This is a genomic window from Blautia sp. An249, from assembly GCF_002159835.1.
GTDB classification, from domain to species: Bacteria; Bacillota; Clostridia; order Lachnospirales; family Lachnospiraceae; genus Blautia_A; species Blautia_A avistercoris.
Map to the genome: position 1 here is coordinate 111,600 of NZ_NFJL01000007.1, position 18,368 is coordinate 129,967.

Here is an 18,368-nt window from a genome sequence, read left to right on the forward strand (position 1 = left end):
GGAAAAGGAGGAGGACCTATGAAGAAAAAGTTGAAAAACAAGATCATAACAGGAGGACTGCTTATCTTCTGTATTCTGGCATCCGGCCTGGCCGGCTGTGGGGTTGAAAGAAGTGAGGAAGGCGAAGAAACGGCTGCTGTTGGTGAAACGGAAACTTCGTCCGATGCGGAAGTATCTCTGAGTTTTGCCCATAATGTGGCGGTAGGCGGTGCGGAAGACCAGGCCATTGCCCGTTTTGCAGACCGGGTAAAGGAACTGTCAGACGGAAAAATGGAAATTGTAGTATACGGAAGCGGTCAGCTTGGAAATGAGAGGGACTTAATTGAAGGCGTGCAGCTTGGAACCATTGATATGGCTATGAATACTTCCGCCTACCTTTCTAATCTGGTTCCTCAGTTCGGTATGCTGGATCTTCCATTTTTATATGAAGATTATGAGGATGTCAGAGCAAAACTGGAAGGGGAACCGGGAGAAGAACTGAAGGAAAAAATGGTTGAGGAACAGGGGATTCGTGTCCTGGATTACTGGAATTCCGGGTTCCGTGTGATGATGACCAAAAGCGCCCCTATTCATTCAGCCTCCGATTTAAAAGGAAGAAATATGAGAGCCCCGGAAGTAGATGTTTATGTGGATATGTTTAAGGCTCTGGGAGCAAACGCCACACCCATACCCTTTGGCGAGGTTTATACTTCCATACAGACAGGAGTCGTTGACGGCGTAGAGGTATGTGCGGAAGAAATGTATACCATGAAGTTTTATGAGGTTGGAAAATACATAGCAGTTACCAATCATATCTTCAGTTCCCAGATTCCGGTCATTAATGAGGATGTTTATCAGGGGCTGACGGAAGAGCAAAGAGAAATCCTGGATCAGGCCATGAGTGAAGCCACTGACTGGGAATGGGAGTACTTTATGGAAGCGGATGCGGAAGCGTTAAAAGAGATGGAGGCGGAAGGAATTGAGATTACCTATCCGGAACGTCAGGAGTTTATGGATGCATGTGCGTCTATGAAAGAGGAATATGCAGAGAAATACGACGCGAAGGATTTACTGGAGAAACTGGATGCCTGAGAAAGAACGAAGACGGTAGTTAGGAGGGATGTCTGTTGAGTGAAGCTGCCATGAAAAGGATTGATAAAGGCATGCTCAGGCTGAAGCAGGCCATAGAGTGGATAATTTTCTTGCTTTTTATTGTTGTGGTACTTTCCGGTTTTGTGCAGGTAATCGGCCGGGAGTTTCTTCACAAGTCGTTTATCTGGAGCGAAGAACTGTGCCGTTATGCCGGGGTCTGGCTTGTTATGCTGGGAACCGCTGTGCTTTTCGGGAGTGATTCTCATATTTGTCTGGACTATTTTCTTCTGAAATTTCCGGAAAAAGTCCAGAAGTGCATTATGCTGGTAAACTATGTGGTTATGATTTTTACTATGGGATGGTTTTCTTACTACACCATTGTCATGATACAGGGGACGGGAACAACGCCATCTCCTGCGTTGGGAGTGCCTATGGGAATTATTTATCTCTGTCTGGTTTTGTGCGGGATTTTTTCTATTGTATTTCTGCTTTATTCGGCAGTGAAATATTATTTTTACCCAAAATCTGAGGCAGAAGAGGAAGGAGGGGATACCAGGTGACCATAGCAATTCTGGTAATTGTATTTTTTGTTTTTCTGTTCCTGGGAATGCCCATTGGAGCTGCCCTTGGCATTTCTTCCATTTTATCTCTTTTGTCGGCAGATCTGCCGGGGATCCTTTTATCCCAGCGGACGTTTGTGCAGTTGGACGCCTTTTCTCTGATGGCGGTGCCGATTTTCATTCTGGCAGGAGAGGTAATGGCCTCTGCCGGAATTACCAAGAAAATTGTAGAATTTGCTTCTTCCCTGGTAGGTCATTTAACGGCCGGCCTGGCTCAGACCAGTATTCTGGGAGCCATGCTGATGGCCGGGATTTCCGGCTCCGCAGCGGCCGATGCCTCTGCTCTCGGGGGAATGTTGATTCCGGCTATGAAGGACGAAGGGTATGATGATGATTTTGCGGCGGCAGTGATTGCCTCCTCCAATGTAATCGGCCCCATTATTCCGCCCAGTATTATGATGATTATCTATGGTTCCATGACCAGCGTCTCCATTGGAGATATGTTTGTGGGAGGCGTAGTTCCGGGAATCTGCTTCGGTCTTGCCCTGATGGTGATTACCTATCTGATTTCCAGAAAGAGAAATATTCCGAAGAAAAAACGTGCCACCCTGAAAGAAATCTGGGCAGCTTTCCGAAAGGCGATCTGGGCGCTGCTGACTCCGGTGATTATTGTGGGCGGAATTTTATCAGGAATGTTCACTCCTACGGAGTCAGGAGTTATGGCTGTGGTTTATGCCCTTGCGGTGGGACTCATAAGCAGAACCATTAAACTGAAAGATATAAAACCCATTGTAATACGGGCGGCTTACGCCACCACAACGCCCATGTTTCTGATAGGAATCTCTTCGGTTTTCGGATGGATACTGGCCCGCAATAATTTCCCGGTAATGGCCGGAAATCTTTTAAGTTCCATTACCACCAACCCCTGTATTTTTATTCTGATTATCTGGGCCTTTTATCTGTTCATCGGCTGCTTTATGGAGGATACGGCGGCAATGATTATTTTAACGCCGGTTCTGGCGCCTATCGCCGCATCCTATGGCTTTGATCCTGTTCATTTCGGCGTCTTTACCGTTGTGACTCTGCTCATTGGATGCGTGACTCCTCCGGTGGGAATGCTGTTGTTTATTACAAGTTCCATTGCGGAGATTAAACTGGCAAAACTGTATAAAACCATTGTACCCTTTGCGGTGACGCTGGCGCTGATTGCCCTTGTGATGGGGCTGGTTCCCCAGATGGTAACCCTGCTGCCTTCCGTTATTCACGGATAAGGAAATACCCTAAGGGCCTGGATGCCATTGGGCAGAAATAAGGAAAGGAAAGGAGAGCGGATATGACGCATGAGGAAATGATTTACCGGGCGATTCGGGGAGAAGACTTAAAGGAGTTGCCCTTCGTACCGAGACTGGATTTGTGGTATCAGGGAAATAAACTGCAGAATACCCTCCCGGACAAATATAAAAATGCCTCTTTAGTGGAAATTCTGGATGATTTGGGACTGGGTTATCACTGTGTGGTACCTGATTTCAGTACGGTAGAGTCCCTGGAAGACTATGCAGATGTGGGACTGGGGATTCACCGGACCCAATCTGTGTTTTACACAGTGGAATTTGATGTGGAAAGAAAAGTGGAACAGGACGGACCGAAAATCAACACCGTTTATCACACCCCTTACGGAGATTTAACGACCCAGATTCACTATGACGAACAAATGCGGCTTTCGGGAATTACCCAGCCTCTGGTGACTAAGTTTGCTATTCAGGAGGAAGAGGATTACCAAAAGCTGGCCTATATTTTTGAACGGGGAAGGGTGAAACCCAGATATGAATACTACGACCGGCTGAAAGAGAAAATCGGTGACCGGGGGCCTGTGGTGGGATTCCAGTACGAGGGAGGTTCCCCCATGCACGCGCTGTTAAAGGAGATGACGCCCTTTGAAACCTTCTGGTACAATACAGTGGACTGTCCGGAGCTTATGGAGGGCGCCTGTGAGAGCATCCGGAAACTGTTAAGGGAGATTCTGATGGTGATGGCCGACTCTCCCTGTGAGATTTTATATGTGGGGGCAAATTACGATTCTATGTCTACCAACCCCAGGTTTTTCCGGGACTTTATTACAGAAGAGCTGAAATGGAGTTCTCAGTATCTCCATAGTAAAGGGAAACTTCTGCTGACTCATACCGACGGAGACAATACAGGGCTGCTGGAGGAATATGTGAAAGCAGAGGTTGATGTGGCAGATTCCATCTGTCCGGCGCCCATGACGAAACAAAGTCTGGGAGAAATCCGGGAAGCTTTTGGCGGTAAAATTGCTATCTGGGGAGGAATTGCGGCCATCAGTGTTCTGGAGGACAGTATGACTGATTATGAGTTTGAGAAATATCTGGATAAAACTCTGGAAGCGGCAGGAGACGGTCGGCGGCTGATTTTGTCCATTGCGGATTCCACACCTCCGGCGGCCAAATTTGACCGGCTGCTGACTATTATGAAGAAAGTAAAAGAATTCGGGGCGGTAAAATAAGAAGATAAGACCGGTCGGCGGTGATGGCTGTTTCAGCAGTCATCACCGTTTTTAGGGAAGAGGTTTAAAGACCCAGATAAAATCCCTGACTGAGAATGGTTTCTGTGCGTTCCAGCATTTTACGGGATTCTTCCGGATTGGCCTGCGCAATGGCTGCAATGAGAAAGTTGGTCAGGCACAGGGGCGCTGCGTAAGAGTTTTTGTAATAGACGCTGGAGATGGTGCAGGGCAGCAGGACATCTCCGTAGCCGGTAACGGAAGTGATGTTCTGGCTGGTGATGAGAATGATTTTCACTCCGCAGCTTCGGAACCAGGAGAGCATGGTGGTGGCAGTTTTTGAGTACCGGGGAAACAGGTAAGCGATGCAGACGTCTCCCGGCTGGGCGAAATTAATCTCCTCTGGGTAAATCATTCCTGTGGAGGAAATCAGGTGCACGTTGGGTTTGATTTCTCCGATTCGGGAGGCCAGATAATGGGCAATGGAAAAGGAAGCCCGCATCCCCAGTACGAAGAGGTTTTTCGCCTGGGAAATCAGTTGGATGGCCTGTTCCAGATCTTCGTCTTTTTGCAGGGAGAGGGTCTTATTGATGTTGTTCAGATCGTTGGAAAAGGATTGCTGGAGAAGCTGGTTTTTGGGAATCTGCAGATTCGTCTTATCGAAACGATCCGGCAGAGCCACTTTGGTTCGTATATTATCCTGAATATCTTTCTGCATATCGCTGTAGCCGTGATAGCCGAGTACCCGGGAGAAACGGATGACCGTAGTGGTGCTTACGCCGATTTTTTCGGCCAGATCTTCCAGGGTATCAAAGGCGATGTTATCCTGATTGTCGAGCAGATAATTGGCGATGGATTTCTGGGAATGGGTGAAAGAATCATAGTTCTCTGTGAGTTTCTGAAAAAAATTATCCATGAAGAACCTCCTGTTCACTGGTGTATTTTCCTATTCTAACATTTTTGAAAAGGATAAGCAATTCCCCGGGATGAAGTTGCGGGAAGGTCTTGTCTGTACAGAAACGCAAAAAATTGGTATAATCTGGAAGGGAGGGATAAAACTGTGAACTTACCGGAAATTCGTGAGATGAAAGGTTCTGCCAGGAACCAGATTTATGAAAATATGAAGCAATGGATCATTGAGGGAACATTAAAGCCGGGAGAGAAAATTTCCGACTTTGACATTGCGTCCCATTTCCATGTGAGCCGCACGCCGGTAAGGGAGGCATTTCAGCAGCTGGAAATGCAGAAACTGATCCGTTCCTATCCGGGAAAAGCCACCTTTGTCACAGAGATGGAGACGGAAAATATCGGGCAGTGGTATCTGCCGATGATAAGCCTTCAGCAGCTTGCGGCCTCCATGGCTGTGGAAAAGGTGACAGAAGAACAGATTTTGCAGCTAAAGGAGAAGGGCGAAGTCTTTTCCCGTCTTGTGGAAAGCAGGGGGGAGCCTATGGAACTTCTCCAGGCAGACAGAGACTTTCATGAATATATTCTGGAGATTGCGGGAAACGATTATATTATTGATTTCTGCAATACTCTCTGGACGCACATTCTGCGTCTGGAATACCGGTTTTTTAAGGAAACGGCTACTCTGGAAGAATCAGTCTGGGATCATCAGGAGCTGATTAAGGATTTGGAAATCCGGGACAGTTTTACCATTTCCATGATTACGAAAAGACACTGGGAGAGAACAGCCATGGAAATTGAATTTATAAACCGTTTGGGCTGAGGATACGCCGTAGCCTTGGAGGATTGGCAAAAAGCTCTTGCAAACCGGAAGGGAAAAGAATATAATAAAAACAAATAAAAGAAAATTCTTCGGGGCAGGGTGCAATTCCCTACCGGCGGTAAAGTCCGCGACCCGCGAAAGCGGCTGATTTGGTGAGATTCCAAAACCGACAGTACAGTCTGGATGAGAGAAGAAATTAAGAAGCCAGAACTTCCTGATCCCCGTTGTTTCGGGGATCTTTTATTATGTAACAGAATTATAACTGGCTTTTCCAATAAATTCACTCAAAGAATTTCCTTTTATTTCTGTATAATAAAAATGAAAAAGGAGAGAATGACATGAGTGAGCAAGTGATTCGAAGACAACAGGAAATGAACAGAAGTAAACTGCGTACCCTTGTGCAGGTGGGCATGCTGGGTGCGGCCGCAGGCGTTTTAATGAATTTTGAATTTCCGATTCCGGTTCTGGCGCCGCCTTTTTATCAGATGGACTTTTCAGAGATTCCGGTTCTGGTGGGGGCCTTTGCCATGGGGCCTGTGGCGGGGATGCTGATTGAACTGATTAAAATCCTTCTGCACTTTGTACTTCATGGCAGTACCACAGCGGGGGTGGGAGAATTTGCCAACTTTGTTATGGGCTGTGCCTTTCTGATTCCGGCAGGCATGATTTACCGGTATCATCACAGGAAGACCAGAACCCACGCCCTTGTGGGAATGGCGGCGGGTACGATCTCCATGACGGTCGTAGCGTGCTTTGTAAACGTTTTTGTGATGCTGCCGTTGTATGGGAAAGCTTTTGGTATGCCGGTTGAGGCTTTTGTTGAAATGGGAACAGCCGTGCAGGGCGTGGTGCACAACCTGTTTACTTTTGCCGTATTTATTATCGCTCCCTTTAATCTGTTTAAGGGAATTGTGATTTCTGTGATTGTTACATTAATTTATAAGAGAATCCGCGTGGTTTTGCGGGGAGATTGAGGTTAGAAAATGGGTAAAATTCATGAAGTGCAAAAACTTACGGATAATCCTTATGTAAATCTGTATCAGGTAGAGGCAACCAGCGTTCATCAGACTCCGGTATCCTACTATGTGGCTTCCAGGGCAGTTCGGACGGAAGATCTGAAGCTGAAAACAAGAGAGAACCGGCCTGACGGGGTGATTATTTACAGCCTGTATGGGGAAAAGAAGGATCGGGTTGTTCTGGTGCGGCAATACCGTTATACCCTGGGGGATTATATTTATGAATTTCCGGCAGGACTTGTGGAAAAAGAGGAAGATTTCCACCAGGCGGCCATCCGGGAGATGAGAGAAGAGACGGGACTTACCTTTACCCCTCTTTTGGCAGATGAGGTTTATGAAAAGCCGTTTTTTACCACGGTGGGAATGACGGATGAGTCCTGCGCCACCGTTTACGGATATGCCGACGGAACGGTGAGTCAGAAAAATCAGGAAGACAGCGAGGAGATTGAGATTGTTCTGGCCGATAAAAACGAAGCCAGAAGAATTCTGCGGGAAGAAAATGTGGCCATTATGTGTGCGTACATGCTGATGCATTTTATAAACGGCAGAGAGGAAGAACCATTTTCTTTCCTGGAAGGAATGAAAGATAGTTAAAAAACGGTGCTGAAAGAAACGCGATCCCAATAAGATAGTAATAAGCGATTGGCGCGTCTCTTCGTTTCAGATTTTGAGACGAAGGGGCGCGCTGTTTATCTGGAGGTTTCTATGGATGACCAGAAGATGGATAATCTTTTAAACCTGGCCTTTGATTCTTCGCAGGAAGAAAGGGAGAAATCCTTTGATTTAAATGTGGGATACGATCCCCGGACCAATCTGTGGGATGTAATTGTGAAATATTCCGGGGAACTGGAGGAAATTTTAGAAGAGGGGATGAGCGCTGTTCCGCTGCTGAATCAATATGCGGTTATGACAATGACCCAGGAAAAGATTCAGAGGCTGGCCCAAAAAGAGAGGGTAGAATATATTGAAAAGCCCAAAAGACTGTTTTTTGCCGTATTTGAGGCTCTGCAGGCTTCCTGTATCCGTTCCCTTCAGCTTCCGCCTGCCGGCTTAAGCGGGAAAGGGGTTCTGGTGGGAATGGTGGATTCGGGAGTGGACTATCGTCATCCGGATTTCCGGAAGGAGGACGGAAGCACCCGGATCTTAAGTCTCTGGGATCAGACCGTCCGGGGGACGCCGCCCAGAGGATATCAGATGGGAGCAGAGTTTACCAGGGAACAGATTGATCAGGCTCTTTTAAGCAGTTCGGAGGGGGAGGGCTATGAGCTGGTTCCCAGCCGGGATCTGAGCGGACACGGAACCCAGGTGCTTGGAATTGCCGCGGGAAACGGGAGAGCCTCCCAGGGACTGAACCGGGGCGTGGCCTGGGAAAGTGATTTGATGGTGGTGAAGCTGGGGGCGCCGCGGGAAAATTCTTTTCCCAGAACAACGGAACTGATACAGGGAATCGACTATCTGATCCGTCAGTCTCTGGAACGGAACCAGCCCATGGCATTGAACCTGAGCTTCGGCAATAACTACGGCTCCCATCAGGGGGATTCCCTGCTGGAGACCTATCTGGACAGTGTGGCGACTATGGGACGAAACAGTATCTGCGTGGGAACCGGAAATGAAGGAAGCCGTTTCGTGCATACCTCAGAGACGGTAAAAAACGGGGAGGTAAAGGAGGTGCAGCTATCTATCAGTTCATACGAGAGTGTGATGAATATCCAGCTCTGGAAGGCCTATGTGGATGAACTGGAAATCTACCTGATTGCTCCTTCCGGGGAAACGGCGGGCCCCTTTTACGAGAGGCTGGGTCCTCAGCGGTTTTTGCTGGGCAATACGGATATTCTGGTTTACTATGGGAAGCCCAGCCCCTTTCAGCTCACCCAGGAAATTTACATGGATTTTATTCCACGGGATACGTACATTGACCAGGGAATCTGGAGAATCCGTCTTATAGGGAGGCGGGTAGTGCGGGGGACGGTGAATCTCTGGCTTCCGGGAGGCGGCGCTTTAAATGAAAATACGGGATTTTATTTTTCCAGTCCGGATATTACTCTGACCATTCCCTCTACGGCCCGCAAGGTCATCGCCGTAGGCGCCTATGATTCCGCTCAGGATACTTATGCGGAATTTTCCGGCCGGGGGTATCTGGGAGCGGATCAGTTTGTGAAACCGGATTTGGCCGCTCCCGGCGTGGGCATTACCGCGCCCAGTCCCGGAGGGGGCTACCGGGAAGTGACGGGAACGTCCTTTGCCGCGCCCTTTGTGACAGGCAGCGCCGCTCTTATGATGCAGTGGGGAATCCTGCAGGGACGGGATCCTTATTTATATGGGGAAAAACTGCGGGCCTATTTAAGGAGAGGAGCAAGACAGATCCGGGGGCTGGAATCATGGCCCAATGCACAGATGGGATACGGGGCTTTGTGTCTGGCAGACAGTCTGCCTCAGGGATTGGTTTGACAAAGAGAGGATTTGCCTTTACAATAGGCAAAAAAGCAACAGCAGGAGGTAGGAAAAGATGAAACTGTGGGAGAGAAACGTAAGAAAAGTAGTACCCTATACACCGGGAGAACAGCCCCAGGACGGACAGATGATTAAATTAAATACAAACGAGAACCCCTATCCGCCGGCTCCAGGAGTAGAGAAGGCCCTGAGAGGTTTAAGTGCAGAGCAGATGAGGCTGTATCCGGATCCTAAAGCGAAAATTCTGGTGGAAGCCCTGGCAGAGTACTATGGACTGAAAGAAGAACAGGTATTTGTGGGCGTGGGTTCCGACGACGTACTGGCTATGTGCTTTCTGACTTTTTTTAATTCGGAAAAACCGATTCTGTTTCCGGATATTACCTATTCCTTTTATGATGTGTGGGCAGAACTGTTTCGGATTCCCTACCGCCGGCCCTTGCTGAATGATGCTTTTCAGATTCAGGCAGAAGACTATTTCGGAGAAAATGGAGGAATTATTTTCCCCAATCCCAATGCGCCTACAGGAGAAGTACTCTCCCTGGAGAAGATTGAGGAGATTCTGAAGCATAACCGGGATGTGGTGGTTATTGTGGATGAGGCTTATGTGGATTTTGGGGCAAAATCCGCCTTGCCTTTGACAGAAAAGTATGATAACTTACTGGTAGTGCAGACCTTTTCCAAGTCCCGTTCCATGGCAGGAATGCGGATTGGATTTGCCATGGGAAATCCGGATCTGATCCGCTGCCTCAATGAGGTGAAGTATTCCTTTAACTCCTATACCATGGATCGCACGGCGCTGATAAGCGGAGCAGAGGCTATCCGTGATCGGGAGTATTTTGAGAAAACTACGGCTAAAATTGTGGAAACCAGAGAATGGGCGAAGGAGCAGCTTCGCCGGCTGGGATTTACCTTTGGAGATTCTCAGGCCAACTTTCTGTTTATCACCCACAGGGACTGCGAAGCTTCCGGACTCTATGAGGCGCTGAGGAAGGCACATATTTATGTCAGATATTTCTCCTCTCCCAGAATTGACAATTATCTTCGGGTAACAATCGGGACCAGAGAAGAAATGGAAACGTTGATTGCATTTTTGGGTAATTATTTATCAGAAAAGAAGAAAGGTTGAAAATTTTTATGGATGTACTGGTCGAGTGGTTTACCGCTAATTTGTCTCCCTATGTTTCAGAACAGGCAGTGATTTTTATTATTTCCATGATTCCCATTCTGGAATTAAGAGGAGGGCTTCTGGCTGCTTCCCTTCTGGAAGTGCCGGCGCTGAGCGCAATCCCTCTGTGCATTGTGGGAAATATTATTCCCATTCCCTTTATTTTACTTTTTATCCGCCAGATCTTTAAACTGCTGAAAAAGACGAGGCTGTTTCGCAGACTGATTCAGAAACTGGAAGATCGCGCCATGAAGAAAAGTGATCAGATTAAGAAGTATGAGTTTTGGGGTCTGATGTTGTTTGTGGGCATTCCTCTTCCCGGAACCGGCGCCTGGACAGGAGCGCTGATCGCTTCTCTTCTGGAGATTGATATTCGCAAGTCCTCTCTGGCAATTTTCGGCGGCATTTTAATGGCGACGGTGATTATGTATCTTTTTTCTTACGTTCTGGTGGGAAATATTGTAAGCTAAAAGGGACTGTCTTAACTTAGAACCCATTGTTTCAAAGACAAAGGACTTCTTAATTTAAGACAGTCCTTTTCTATAAAGAGGAGGTAGAAACGTGAAAACATTTTTAAAAAATGCATATGTAATTACAATGAATCCCAAAAGAGAGGTCTATGAGAACGGTTCGGTGCTCATTGACGGTGACAGAATCGTGGATGCGGGCTTTGTAAAACAGCCCGATGACTGCCGGGAGGTAGTAGACTGTAAGGGGAAAATCGTGATGCCAAGTTTTGTCAACACCCATACCCATACTTCTCAGCAGCTTGCCAGAGGACTGGCGGATGATGTGGATCTTCTGACCTGGCTCAGGGAACGGATCTGGCCTTATGAGAGCAATATGACAGAAGAGGATTCCTATATTTCCACTTTGCTGTTCTGCGCGGAACAGATTAAAGCAGGCTGTACTTCCATTGCCGAGCCGGGAGGACAGCATGTGGCAGGAATGGTCAGGGCAGTGGAAAAAGCGGGAATCCGGGCGAAACTGGCGAAATCTGTCATGGACTGCGGAGAAGGACTTCCGGCCGTCTGGCAGAAAAGCACGCAGGAAGAACTGGATATTCAGGAAGAACTGATAAAGAAATTTAATCACACGGCAGAGGACAGGATTCAGGTCTGGTTCGGAATCCGTACCATTTTTAATGCCACGGATGAATTGATTCTGCGAAGCAAGGAGCTTGCGGATAAATACGGCGTGGGCGTACATATGCATATCGCAGAGGCGAAGGCAGAAGTGGAATATGCCAGAGAAACCAGAGGGGTGACTACGGTAACCCACCTGAATAATCTGGGATTCCTGGATAAAAATGTGATTGCCGCCCATGCGGTATGGCTGACCAATGAGGAAGTGGAAATGTTCCGGAAACATCAGGTAAAAGTCTCTCATAATCCGGCGTCTGCCATGCGTGTACTGGGATTTGCCAAAATTCCCCGGATGTTAAGAGAGGGAGTCTGTGTGGCTCTGGGCACCGACGGAGCCCCAACCAATAACCGGATGAACATGGTGGATGAAATGTGGGTAACGTCTCTGATTCACAAAGGCTGGAGACTGGAACCGGATGCGGTAAAGGCAGAAGAAATTCTGGCCATGGCAACCATAAACGGGGCCCGGGCTGTGGGAGATGAAGGCATATGCGGCAGTCTGGAGGCCGGGAAGAAGGCAGATCTGATTATAATAGATCCGGACTGTTCTGTGGACATGCTTCCCATTCATGATCCCATTGCCAATCTGGTTACTTCCATGCACAGCACCAATATTGAAAGCACCATGTGCGACGGAAAATGGCTGATGAAAGACCGGAAACTCCTGACAATTGACGAAGAGGAGATTATCCGGGAAGGAAAAGAACATGCCAGGGAAATCTGCAGACGGGGAGGAATAAAGCTGCCGGAACGTTTCCCGGTGAAGAGACGTTAATAAAAATCAGAAGTGAAAAAGCTGGTTCAGGGCGTTTTTTGCAGAAATGTGTCGAAGAGATTTTGTGGACAGAATGTGACAAGTGTGATAAACTCAAATAGAAATGAAACAAAAACACATCCCGTCCATTCAGACAATAATTCCATTTTGAGATGCTAACAAGGATAGAGAGGTAGAAGATGAGAGAGAAGTATGAGTCGCTGTCACTGAGTGTACTCCGTGACCTGGCGAAAGCAAGAGGAATGAAAGGAATTTCCGCCCTGAAAAAAAGTGATCTGATTGAACGTATGCTCCAGGAAGATCAGAAAGAAGAGACAAAACAGCAGAAAGAGACGGAAAACAGCAGAGAAATTCGGGTGGAAAGACAGGAAAAACAGGAAAAACAGGAGAGAGAAACCAGGATGCCTCCGGAGACGGCCCAGTTGGACAGCGGAGAAAAGGCAAACGGTATCCTGGAAGTTCTTCCCGACGGCTATGGGTTTATCCGAAGTGAAAATTATCTGCCGGGAGAGAATGACATTTATGTTTCTCCGTCCCAGATTCGGCGGTTTAATTTAAAGACAGGGGATATTCTCCAGGGCAACATCCGGGTGAAAACCCAGGGAGAGAAATTCAGCGCCCTGTTATATGTGACATCCATTAATGGCTTTGCCCCCAATGAGAGCCTGAGACGATACAATTTTGAAGAAATGACGCCGATTTTCCCCAATGAACGGCTCGTTCTGGAGCGGCCTCACGGAAGCCTTGCCATGCGGATTGTGGATCTGATAAGCCCCATAGGAAAAGGGCAAAGGGGCATGATTGTATCTCCGCCGAAGGCAGGTAAGACCACCTTAATGAAAGATGTGGCCAAATCCATTTTAAGGAATAACAGAAAGATGCATCTGATCATTCTTCTGATTGACGAACGTCCGGAAGAGGTGACCGATATTAAGGAAGCCATTCAGGGAGCCAATGTGGAAGTTATTCATTCCACCTTTGATGAACTCCCGGAACACCATAAAAGGGTGTCGGAGATGGTGGTGGAGCGGGCCAAGCGCCTGGTGGAGCACAGACAGGACGTGACTATCCTTCTGGATTCCATGACCCGTCTGGCCAGAGCATATAACCTGGTTATCCCGCCAAGCGGAAGAACTCTTTCAGGAGGTCTGGATCCGGCCGCCTTACATATGCCGAAGCGGTTCTTCGGCGCAGCCAGAAATATGAGAGAAGGCGGAAGCCTCACGATTCTGGCCACAACTCTGGTGGATACAGGAAGTAAAATGGATGATGTAATCTATGAAGAATTTAAAGGAACCGGAAATATGGAGCTGGTATTAGACAGAAAACTGCAGGAGAAACGGGTATTTCCTGCGATTGATATACAGAAATCCGGTACCAGAAGGGAAGATTTGCTGTTATCTGACGAAGAGATGGAAGCAGTTTATTCCATGCGGAGAGCTTTAAATGGAATGAAGTCCGAAGAGGCAGTGGAACAGATTCTCAATATGTTTGCCAGAACGGAAAATAACCGGGAATTTGTTCAGACTGTAAAAAAACAGAAATTTCAATAAAGCGGTTGCATTCCTGAACAGGATATGCTATAATTTGAAAGCTGTTTAGAAATTGAAGCAATTATGAACGTATAGAAAGAGAAACTGACATAGAGAGGTGAAAGAAATGAGAGAAGGAATCCATCCAAATTACTATCAGGCAACTGTAACCTGCAACTGCGGCAATACTTTTGTAACAGGTTCTACAAAGAAAGACATTCACGTGGAAATCTGCTCCAAATGCCATCCGTTCTACACAGGACAGCAGAAAGCAGCTCAGGCAAGAGGACGTATTGATAAGTTTAACAGAAAATACGGCATGAACAAATAATTCAGAGTATATGGTATGCAAGAACAGGTTGAGGTTGGGAAATCTCAACCTTTCTTTGAATAGAGGGAAATAAAATATGAAGTCATCAAACATTGGCGGACAGGCAGTAATGGAAGGCATCATGATGCGCCATAAAGACAAATATTCCGTAGCGGTTCGCAAGCCCAATCAGGAAATAGAAGTCAAAGTGGAGGATTATAAAAGTCTCTTTGGGAACCGTGAAATTCTTAAAAAGCCCATTGTCCGGGGAGTTGTCAGCTTTGTGGATTCTCTGGTGGTGGGAACGAAATGTCTGATGTATTCGGCTTCCTTTTATGAAGAGGAAGAGGAGGAAAACCAGGAGGAACTGACGCAGGAAGAGCGGGAAGAAAAGGAGCGCAAAGAGGCCAGGGCAGAGAAAATCATGATGTATGGAACCATGGTTTTTTCCATTGTTCTGTCCGTAGGGATTTTTATGGTGCTGCCCTATCTGCTGGCCAGCCTTCTGCGGAAGGCAGGTGCAACGGAAGTTCTGGTAACTGTGGCGGAAGGATTTGTAAAGACCGGGATTTTTCTGGGATATATGGTGCTGATTTCCAGGATGAAAGATATTCAGCGGGTGTTTATGTACCATGGAGCAGAGCATAAGTGCATCAACTGTGTGGAACATGGAATGGATCTGACGGTGGAGAATGTAATGGCCAGTTCCCGGCAGCATAAGCGGTGCGGAACCAGCTTTCTGCTGCTGGTGATGGTGGTGAGTATCCTGTTTCATTTTGTATTTGTGGCAGTACCGTTTCTGTGGCTGCGGGTAGTTGGAAGAATTCTGCTGGTGCCTGTGGTGGCAGGTGTTTCCTATGAGTTCATTCAGCTTGCAGGACGCAGTGAGAACAAGCTGGTCTGCCTTCTCAGTAAACCGGGGCTGGCGCTTCAGAAGCTGACCACAAGAGAGCCGGATGCCCATATGGCGGAAGTGGCCATTGCGGCAGTGGAAGCCGTCTTTGACTGGAAAGCCTATTTAAAAGAAGAATTTCAGAAAGAATATCCCGAAGAGGAGGAGACAAAATCCGAAGAAGAAATGCAGGGAGAAGCCGTATGAGTACGTACAGACAGATGTGCCTGGAAGGAGAAAAAAAGCTTAGAGACAGCCGGATAGAGGAATGGAAACTGGACGCCTGGCTTCTGGCGGAATCTGCCTTCGGAATTTCCAGAGCCTGGTACTTTGCCCACGGGGAGGAAGAAGCTCCTCCGGAACAGATTCAGAAATATTGGGAATGGATTGAGAAGCGGTCAGACCATATCCCTTTACAGCATCTGACCGGACAGGCCTTTTTCATGGGCATGGAGTTTTCTGTGGATGAACGGGTTTTGATTCCCCGACAGGATACGGAAATTCTGGTGGAAACGGCTCTGGAGAAAATAAAGGAGCCCATTCGCCTGTTGGATATGTGTACCGGTTCCGGCTGCATTTTACTAAGTATTCTGTATCTGGCAAAAGAGCGGGGGATTTCCTGCCAGGGTATCGGGGCGGATATTTCAGCAGAAGCCCTGGAAGTGGCGGGGAAAAACAGACAGAAATACCGGCTTGACGCCAGACTGGTGGAGAGTAATTTATATGAGAAACTGGAGGGGGATTTTGATATGCTGGTATCGAATCCCCCTTATATCCCTACCGGGGAAATAGAAGAACTGATGGAGGAAGTCCGGGATCACGATCCCATTCTGGCCCTGGACGGAAGGGAAGACGGTTTGTATTTTTACCGGGAAATTATAAAGGATGCCCATAGATATTTGAAACCGGAGGGCTGGATTTTGCTGGAAATCGGGTGCAGTCAGGCAGAAGAGGTGATGAAACTGCTGACAGAGCACGGCTTTACAGAGATTTCGGTGAAAAAAGATCTGGCCGGTCTGGATCGGGTGGTAACTGGCAGGAGAAAGGCCATAAGAAAACAGGAGGAAGAACATGTTTGATAAATTAGAAGATCTGCTGATTCGATTTGAAGAGGTGTTAAGTGAACTGGGAGAGCCGGGCGTAACGGATAATCAGCAGCGGTTTCAGAAACTGATGAAGGAACAAAGCGAGCTGCAGCCCATTGTGGACACTTATAAAGAATATAAAGACTGCCGTCAGACGGAAGAGGACAGTCTGACAATGCTGGAAGAGGAAAAAGACGAAGAAATGCGCGAAATGCTCAAAGAAGAGCTGAGCGATGCCAAAAAGAGAATTGGAGAACTGGAGAGGGAACTGAAAATCCTGCTTCTTCCAAAGGACCCCAATGATTCCAAAAACGTGATTGTGGAAATCCGTGCGGGAGCCGGCGGAGACGAAGCGGCTCTCTTTGCTGCAGAAGTTTACCGGATGTATGTAAAATATGCGGAAACACGCCGCTGGAAGACAGAGATGTTAAGTTTGAATGAAAACGGAATCGGAGGATTTAAGGAAGTTACCTTTATGATTCAGGGTGCGGGCGCTTACTCCAGACTGAAATACGAAAGCGGCGTTCACCGTGTGCAGAGGGTCCCGGAGACAGAATCCGGAGGAAGAATTCATACCTCCACCTGCACGGTGGCCATTATGCCGGAAGCAGAAGAGATTGATTTCCAGCTGGATTTAAACGACTGCAAGTTTGATGTGTTCCGTGCTTCGGGAAACGGAGGCCAGTGCGTTAATACCACCGACTCGGCGGTACGTCTGACCCATATCCCCACAGGAATCGTGATTTCCTGTCAGGATGAAAAGTCCCAGTTAAAGAATAAAGACAAAGCTCTGAAAGTACTGCGTTCCCGTCTGTATGAAATGGAACTGGCAAAGCAGCATGACGAAGAGGCGGAAGCCAGAAGAAGCCAGATTGGAACCGGGGATCGTTCGGAGAAAATCAGAACCTATAATTTCCCCCAGGGAAGAGTAACCGATCACAGAATCAAGCTGACACTCCACCGTCTGGACGCCATCTTAAACGGAGATCTGGAAGAGGTTATCGACAGCCTGACTGCAGCAGATCAGGCGGCAAAATTAAGCAAATTACAGGAAGTTTAAGCGGTTGTCAGAGTTCTGCCAAATGTAGTAAAATAAGGCAGGAATACAAAAGGCAAAGGAAAAGGAGCAAACAGCGGGAGTAAAAAATGAAAAAAACAGCACTCGTCATTATGGCGGCAGGAATCGGAAGCCGTTTCGGAAAGGGAATCAAACAGCTTGCGCCGGTGGGACCCGGAGGAGAGATTATCATGGATTATTCCATCCATGACGCCCTGGAAGCGGGTTTTAATAAAATTGTATTTATTATTCGAAAAGATCTGGAAGAAGAGTTTCGCAGAGTCATCGGCAGCCGGATAGAGAAAGTTGCCGAAGTTGCCTATGTCTTTCAGGAACTGTCGGATATACCGGAAGGAATCCAGGTTCCCGAGGGAAGAACCAAGCCCTGGGGAACGGGGCAGGCAGTCCTGTGCTGCCGGGCAGTTCTGGATGAGCCGTTTATTGTCATTAATGCAGATGACTATTATGGAAAGGAAGCCTTTGTAAAAGTCCATGATTTTCTGGTGGCGGATCGCCCGGAATCGGAAAAAATGCAGATTTGCATGGCCGGATTTATTCTTGGAAATACTTTAAGCGACCATGGTTCGGTGACCAGAGGAATCTGCCGCCTGGGAGAAAACCGGGAGTTAATCGGCATCAAAGAAACTCATGATATTATAAAGACCTGTCAGGGAGCGGCAGTGACAGCCGGAGACGGAACCCGTATCCCGGTGGATGTAAACAGTCTGGTATCTATGAATATGTGGGGTCTGACCCCGGAATTTTTAGAGGAACTGGAAACCGGATTTAAAGAATTTCTGGAAAATCTCAAGCCGGGAGAATTGAAAAAAGAATATCTGCTTCCGGAAGTGGTGGACGATTTGATCCAACGGAAGAAAGCGGAGGTAGTCGTTTTGAAAACCCATGATACCTGGTTTGGCGTTACCTATCAGGAGGACAGACAGACGGTTGTGGAGGCCTTTGCAAAACTGGTGGAAGAAGGCGTTTATAAAAGAAATTTATATGAATGAGTTTCCACGTTAATGTGACAAAATAAAAAAATTGTGATACTATGTGGTAAGA

Annotated in this window: 18 protein-coding genes and 1 riboswitch; of the genes, 17 read left to right on the forward strand and 1 reads right to left on the reverse strand. The window is 47.4% G+C overall.

The features are described 5' to 3' along the window. The first annotated feature begins 18 nt into the window (after positions 1 to 18). From B5F53_RS08530 to B5F53_RS08545, 4 genes are all read left to right on the forward strand, one after another. A complete protein-coding gene (locus B5F53_RS08530) occupies positions 19 to 1,071 on the forward strand; it encodes a TRAP transporter substrate-binding protein (protein WP_087222349.1) in 1,053 nt (350 codons plus the stop codon). Between the two features lie 35 nt (positions 1,072 to 1,106). Next, positions 1,107 to 1,631: a TRAP transporter small permease gene (locus B5F53_RS08535; protein ID WP_087222351.1), complete on the forward strand. Its 525-nt coding sequence runs from the start codon at positions 1,107 to 1,109 to the stop codon at positions 1,629 to 1,631. Then, positions 1,628 to 2,902, forward strand: a complete 1,275-nt coding sequence (locus B5F53_RS08540) for a TRAP transporter large permease (protein WP_087222353.1) — start codon at positions 1,628 to 1,630, stop codon at positions 2,900 to 2,902. Before B5F53_RS08535 ends, B5F53_RS08540 begins: the two co-directional genes overlap by 4 nt. Positions 2,903 to 2,964: 62 nt before the next feature. Further along, positions 2,965 to 4,152, forward strand: coding sequence for a uroporphyrinogen decarboxylase family protein (locus tag B5F53_RS08545; RefSeq protein WP_087222355.1), 1,188 nt, complete (start codon positions 2,965 to 2,967; stop codon positions 4,150 to 4,152). 64 nt (positions 4,153 to 4,216) lie between these two features. On the opposite strand, the gene B5F53_RS08550 is transcribed toward B5F53_RS08545, so the two are convergent. Continuing rightward, complete coding sequence (locus tag B5F53_RS08550; protein ID WP_087222357.1) at positions 4,217 to 5,065, reverse strand: MurR/RpiR family transcriptional regulator; 849 nt, start codon at positions 5,063 to 5,065, stop codon at positions 4,217 to 4,219. Positions 5,066 to 5,209: 144 nt separating this feature from the next. Here B5F53_RS08550 and B5F53_RS08555 point away from each other — a divergent pair, with 144 nt between their 5' ends. The 13 genes from B5F53_RS08555 to B5F53_RS08615 all read left to right on the forward strand — a co-directional run bounded on the left by B5F53_RS08555 (position 5,210) and on the right by B5F53_RS08615 (position 18,316). Next, positions 5,210 to 5,878, forward strand: a complete 669-nt coding sequence (locus B5F53_RS08555) for a GntR family transcriptional regulator (protein WP_087222359.1) — start codon at positions 5,210 to 5,212, stop codon at positions 5,876 to 5,878. Between the two features lie 81 nt (positions 5,879 to 5,959). Beyond that, positions 5,960 to 6,077: riboswitch (FMN riboswitch) on the forward strand. A 139-nt stretch (positions 6,078 to 6,216) separates the two neighbouring features. Continuing rightward, a complete protein-coding gene (locus B5F53_RS08560; protein WP_087222361.1) occupies positions 6,217 to 6,852 on the forward strand; it encodes an ECF transporter S component in 636 nt (211 codons plus the stop codon). Positions 6,853 to 6,861: 9 nt separating this feature from the next. Beyond that, the gene (locus B5F53_RS08565) at positions 6,862 to 7,488 is read left to right on the forward strand and encodes an NUDIX hydrolase (protein ID WP_087222363.1); all 627 of its coding nucleotides are present in this window, start codon (positions 6,862 to 6,864) and stop codon (positions 7,486 to 7,488) included. A gap of 111 nt (positions 7,489 to 7,599) precedes the next feature. Next, the gene (locus tag B5F53_RS08570; RefSeq protein ID WP_087222365.1) at positions 7,600 to 9,342 is read left to right on the forward strand and encodes a S8 family peptidase; all 1,743 of its coding nucleotides are present in this window, start codon (positions 7,600 to 7,602) and stop codon (positions 9,340 to 9,342) included. 58 nt (positions 9,343 to 9,400) lie between these two features. After that, positions 9,401 to 10,471 (forward strand): histidinol-phosphate transaminase, encoded by a 1,071-nt coding sequence (gene hisC, locus B5F53_RS08575; protein ID WP_087222367.1) that lies wholly within the window; start codon positions 9,401 to 9,403, stop codon positions 10,469 to 10,471. A gap of 8 nt (positions 10,472 to 10,479) precedes the next feature. Further along, positions 10,480 to 10,980, forward strand: a complete 501-nt coding sequence (locus tag B5F53_RS08580; protein ID WP_087222449.1) for a COG2426 family protein — start codon at positions 10,480 to 10,482, stop codon at positions 10,978 to 10,980. Positions 10,981 to 11,071: 91 nt separating this feature from the next. Further along, positions 11,072 to 12,430, forward strand: coding sequence for an amidohydrolase (locus B5F53_RS08585; RefSeq protein ID WP_330396174.1), 1,359 nt, complete (start codon positions 11,072 to 11,074; stop codon positions 12,428 to 12,430). A gap of 179 nt (positions 12,431 to 12,609) precedes the next feature. Further along, complete coding sequence (gene rho, locus B5F53_RS08590; protein ID WP_087222369.1) at positions 12,610 to 13,983, forward strand: transcription termination factor Rho; 1,374 nt, start codon at positions 12,610 to 12,612, stop codon at positions 13,981 to 13,983. Positions 13,984 to 14,089: 106 nt separating this feature from the next. Continuing rightward, a complete protein-coding gene (gene rpmE, locus B5F53_RS08595; protein ID WP_087222371.1) occupies positions 14,090 to 14,293 on the forward strand; it encodes a 50S ribosomal protein L31 in 204 nt (67 codons plus the stop codon). A gap of 76 nt (positions 14,294 to 14,369) precedes the next feature. Next, positions 14,370 to 15,371, forward strand: a complete 1,002-nt coding sequence (locus tag B5F53_RS08600) for a DUF1385 domain-containing protein (RefSeq protein ID WP_087222373.1) — start codon at positions 14,370 to 14,372, stop codon at positions 15,369 to 15,371. Continuing rightward, the gene (gene prmC / locus B5F53_RS08605) at positions 15,368 to 16,243 is read left to right on the forward strand and encodes a peptide chain release factor N(5)-glutamine methyltransferase (protein WP_087222375.1); all 876 of its coding nucleotides are present in this window, start codon (positions 15,368 to 15,370) and stop codon (positions 16,241 to 16,243) included. The genes B5F53_RS08600 and prmC overlap by 4 nt, the downstream gene beginning before the upstream one ends. Beyond that, on the forward strand, positions 16,236 to 17,309 hold the full coding sequence (gene prfA, locus B5F53_RS08610) for a peptide chain release factor 1 (protein WP_087222377.1): 1,074 nt from the start codon (positions 16,236 to 16,238) through the stop codon (positions 17,307 to 17,309). The genes prmC and prfA overlap by 8 nt, the downstream gene beginning before the upstream one ends. Positions 17,310 to 17,395: 86 nt before the next feature. Then, on the forward strand, positions 17,396 to 18,316 hold the full coding sequence (locus tag B5F53_RS08615; RefSeq protein WP_087222379.1) for a nucleotidyltransferase family protein: 921 nt from the start codon (positions 17,396 to 17,398) through the stop codon (positions 18,314 to 18,316). Positions 18,317 to 18,368 lie beyond the last annotated feature (52 nt).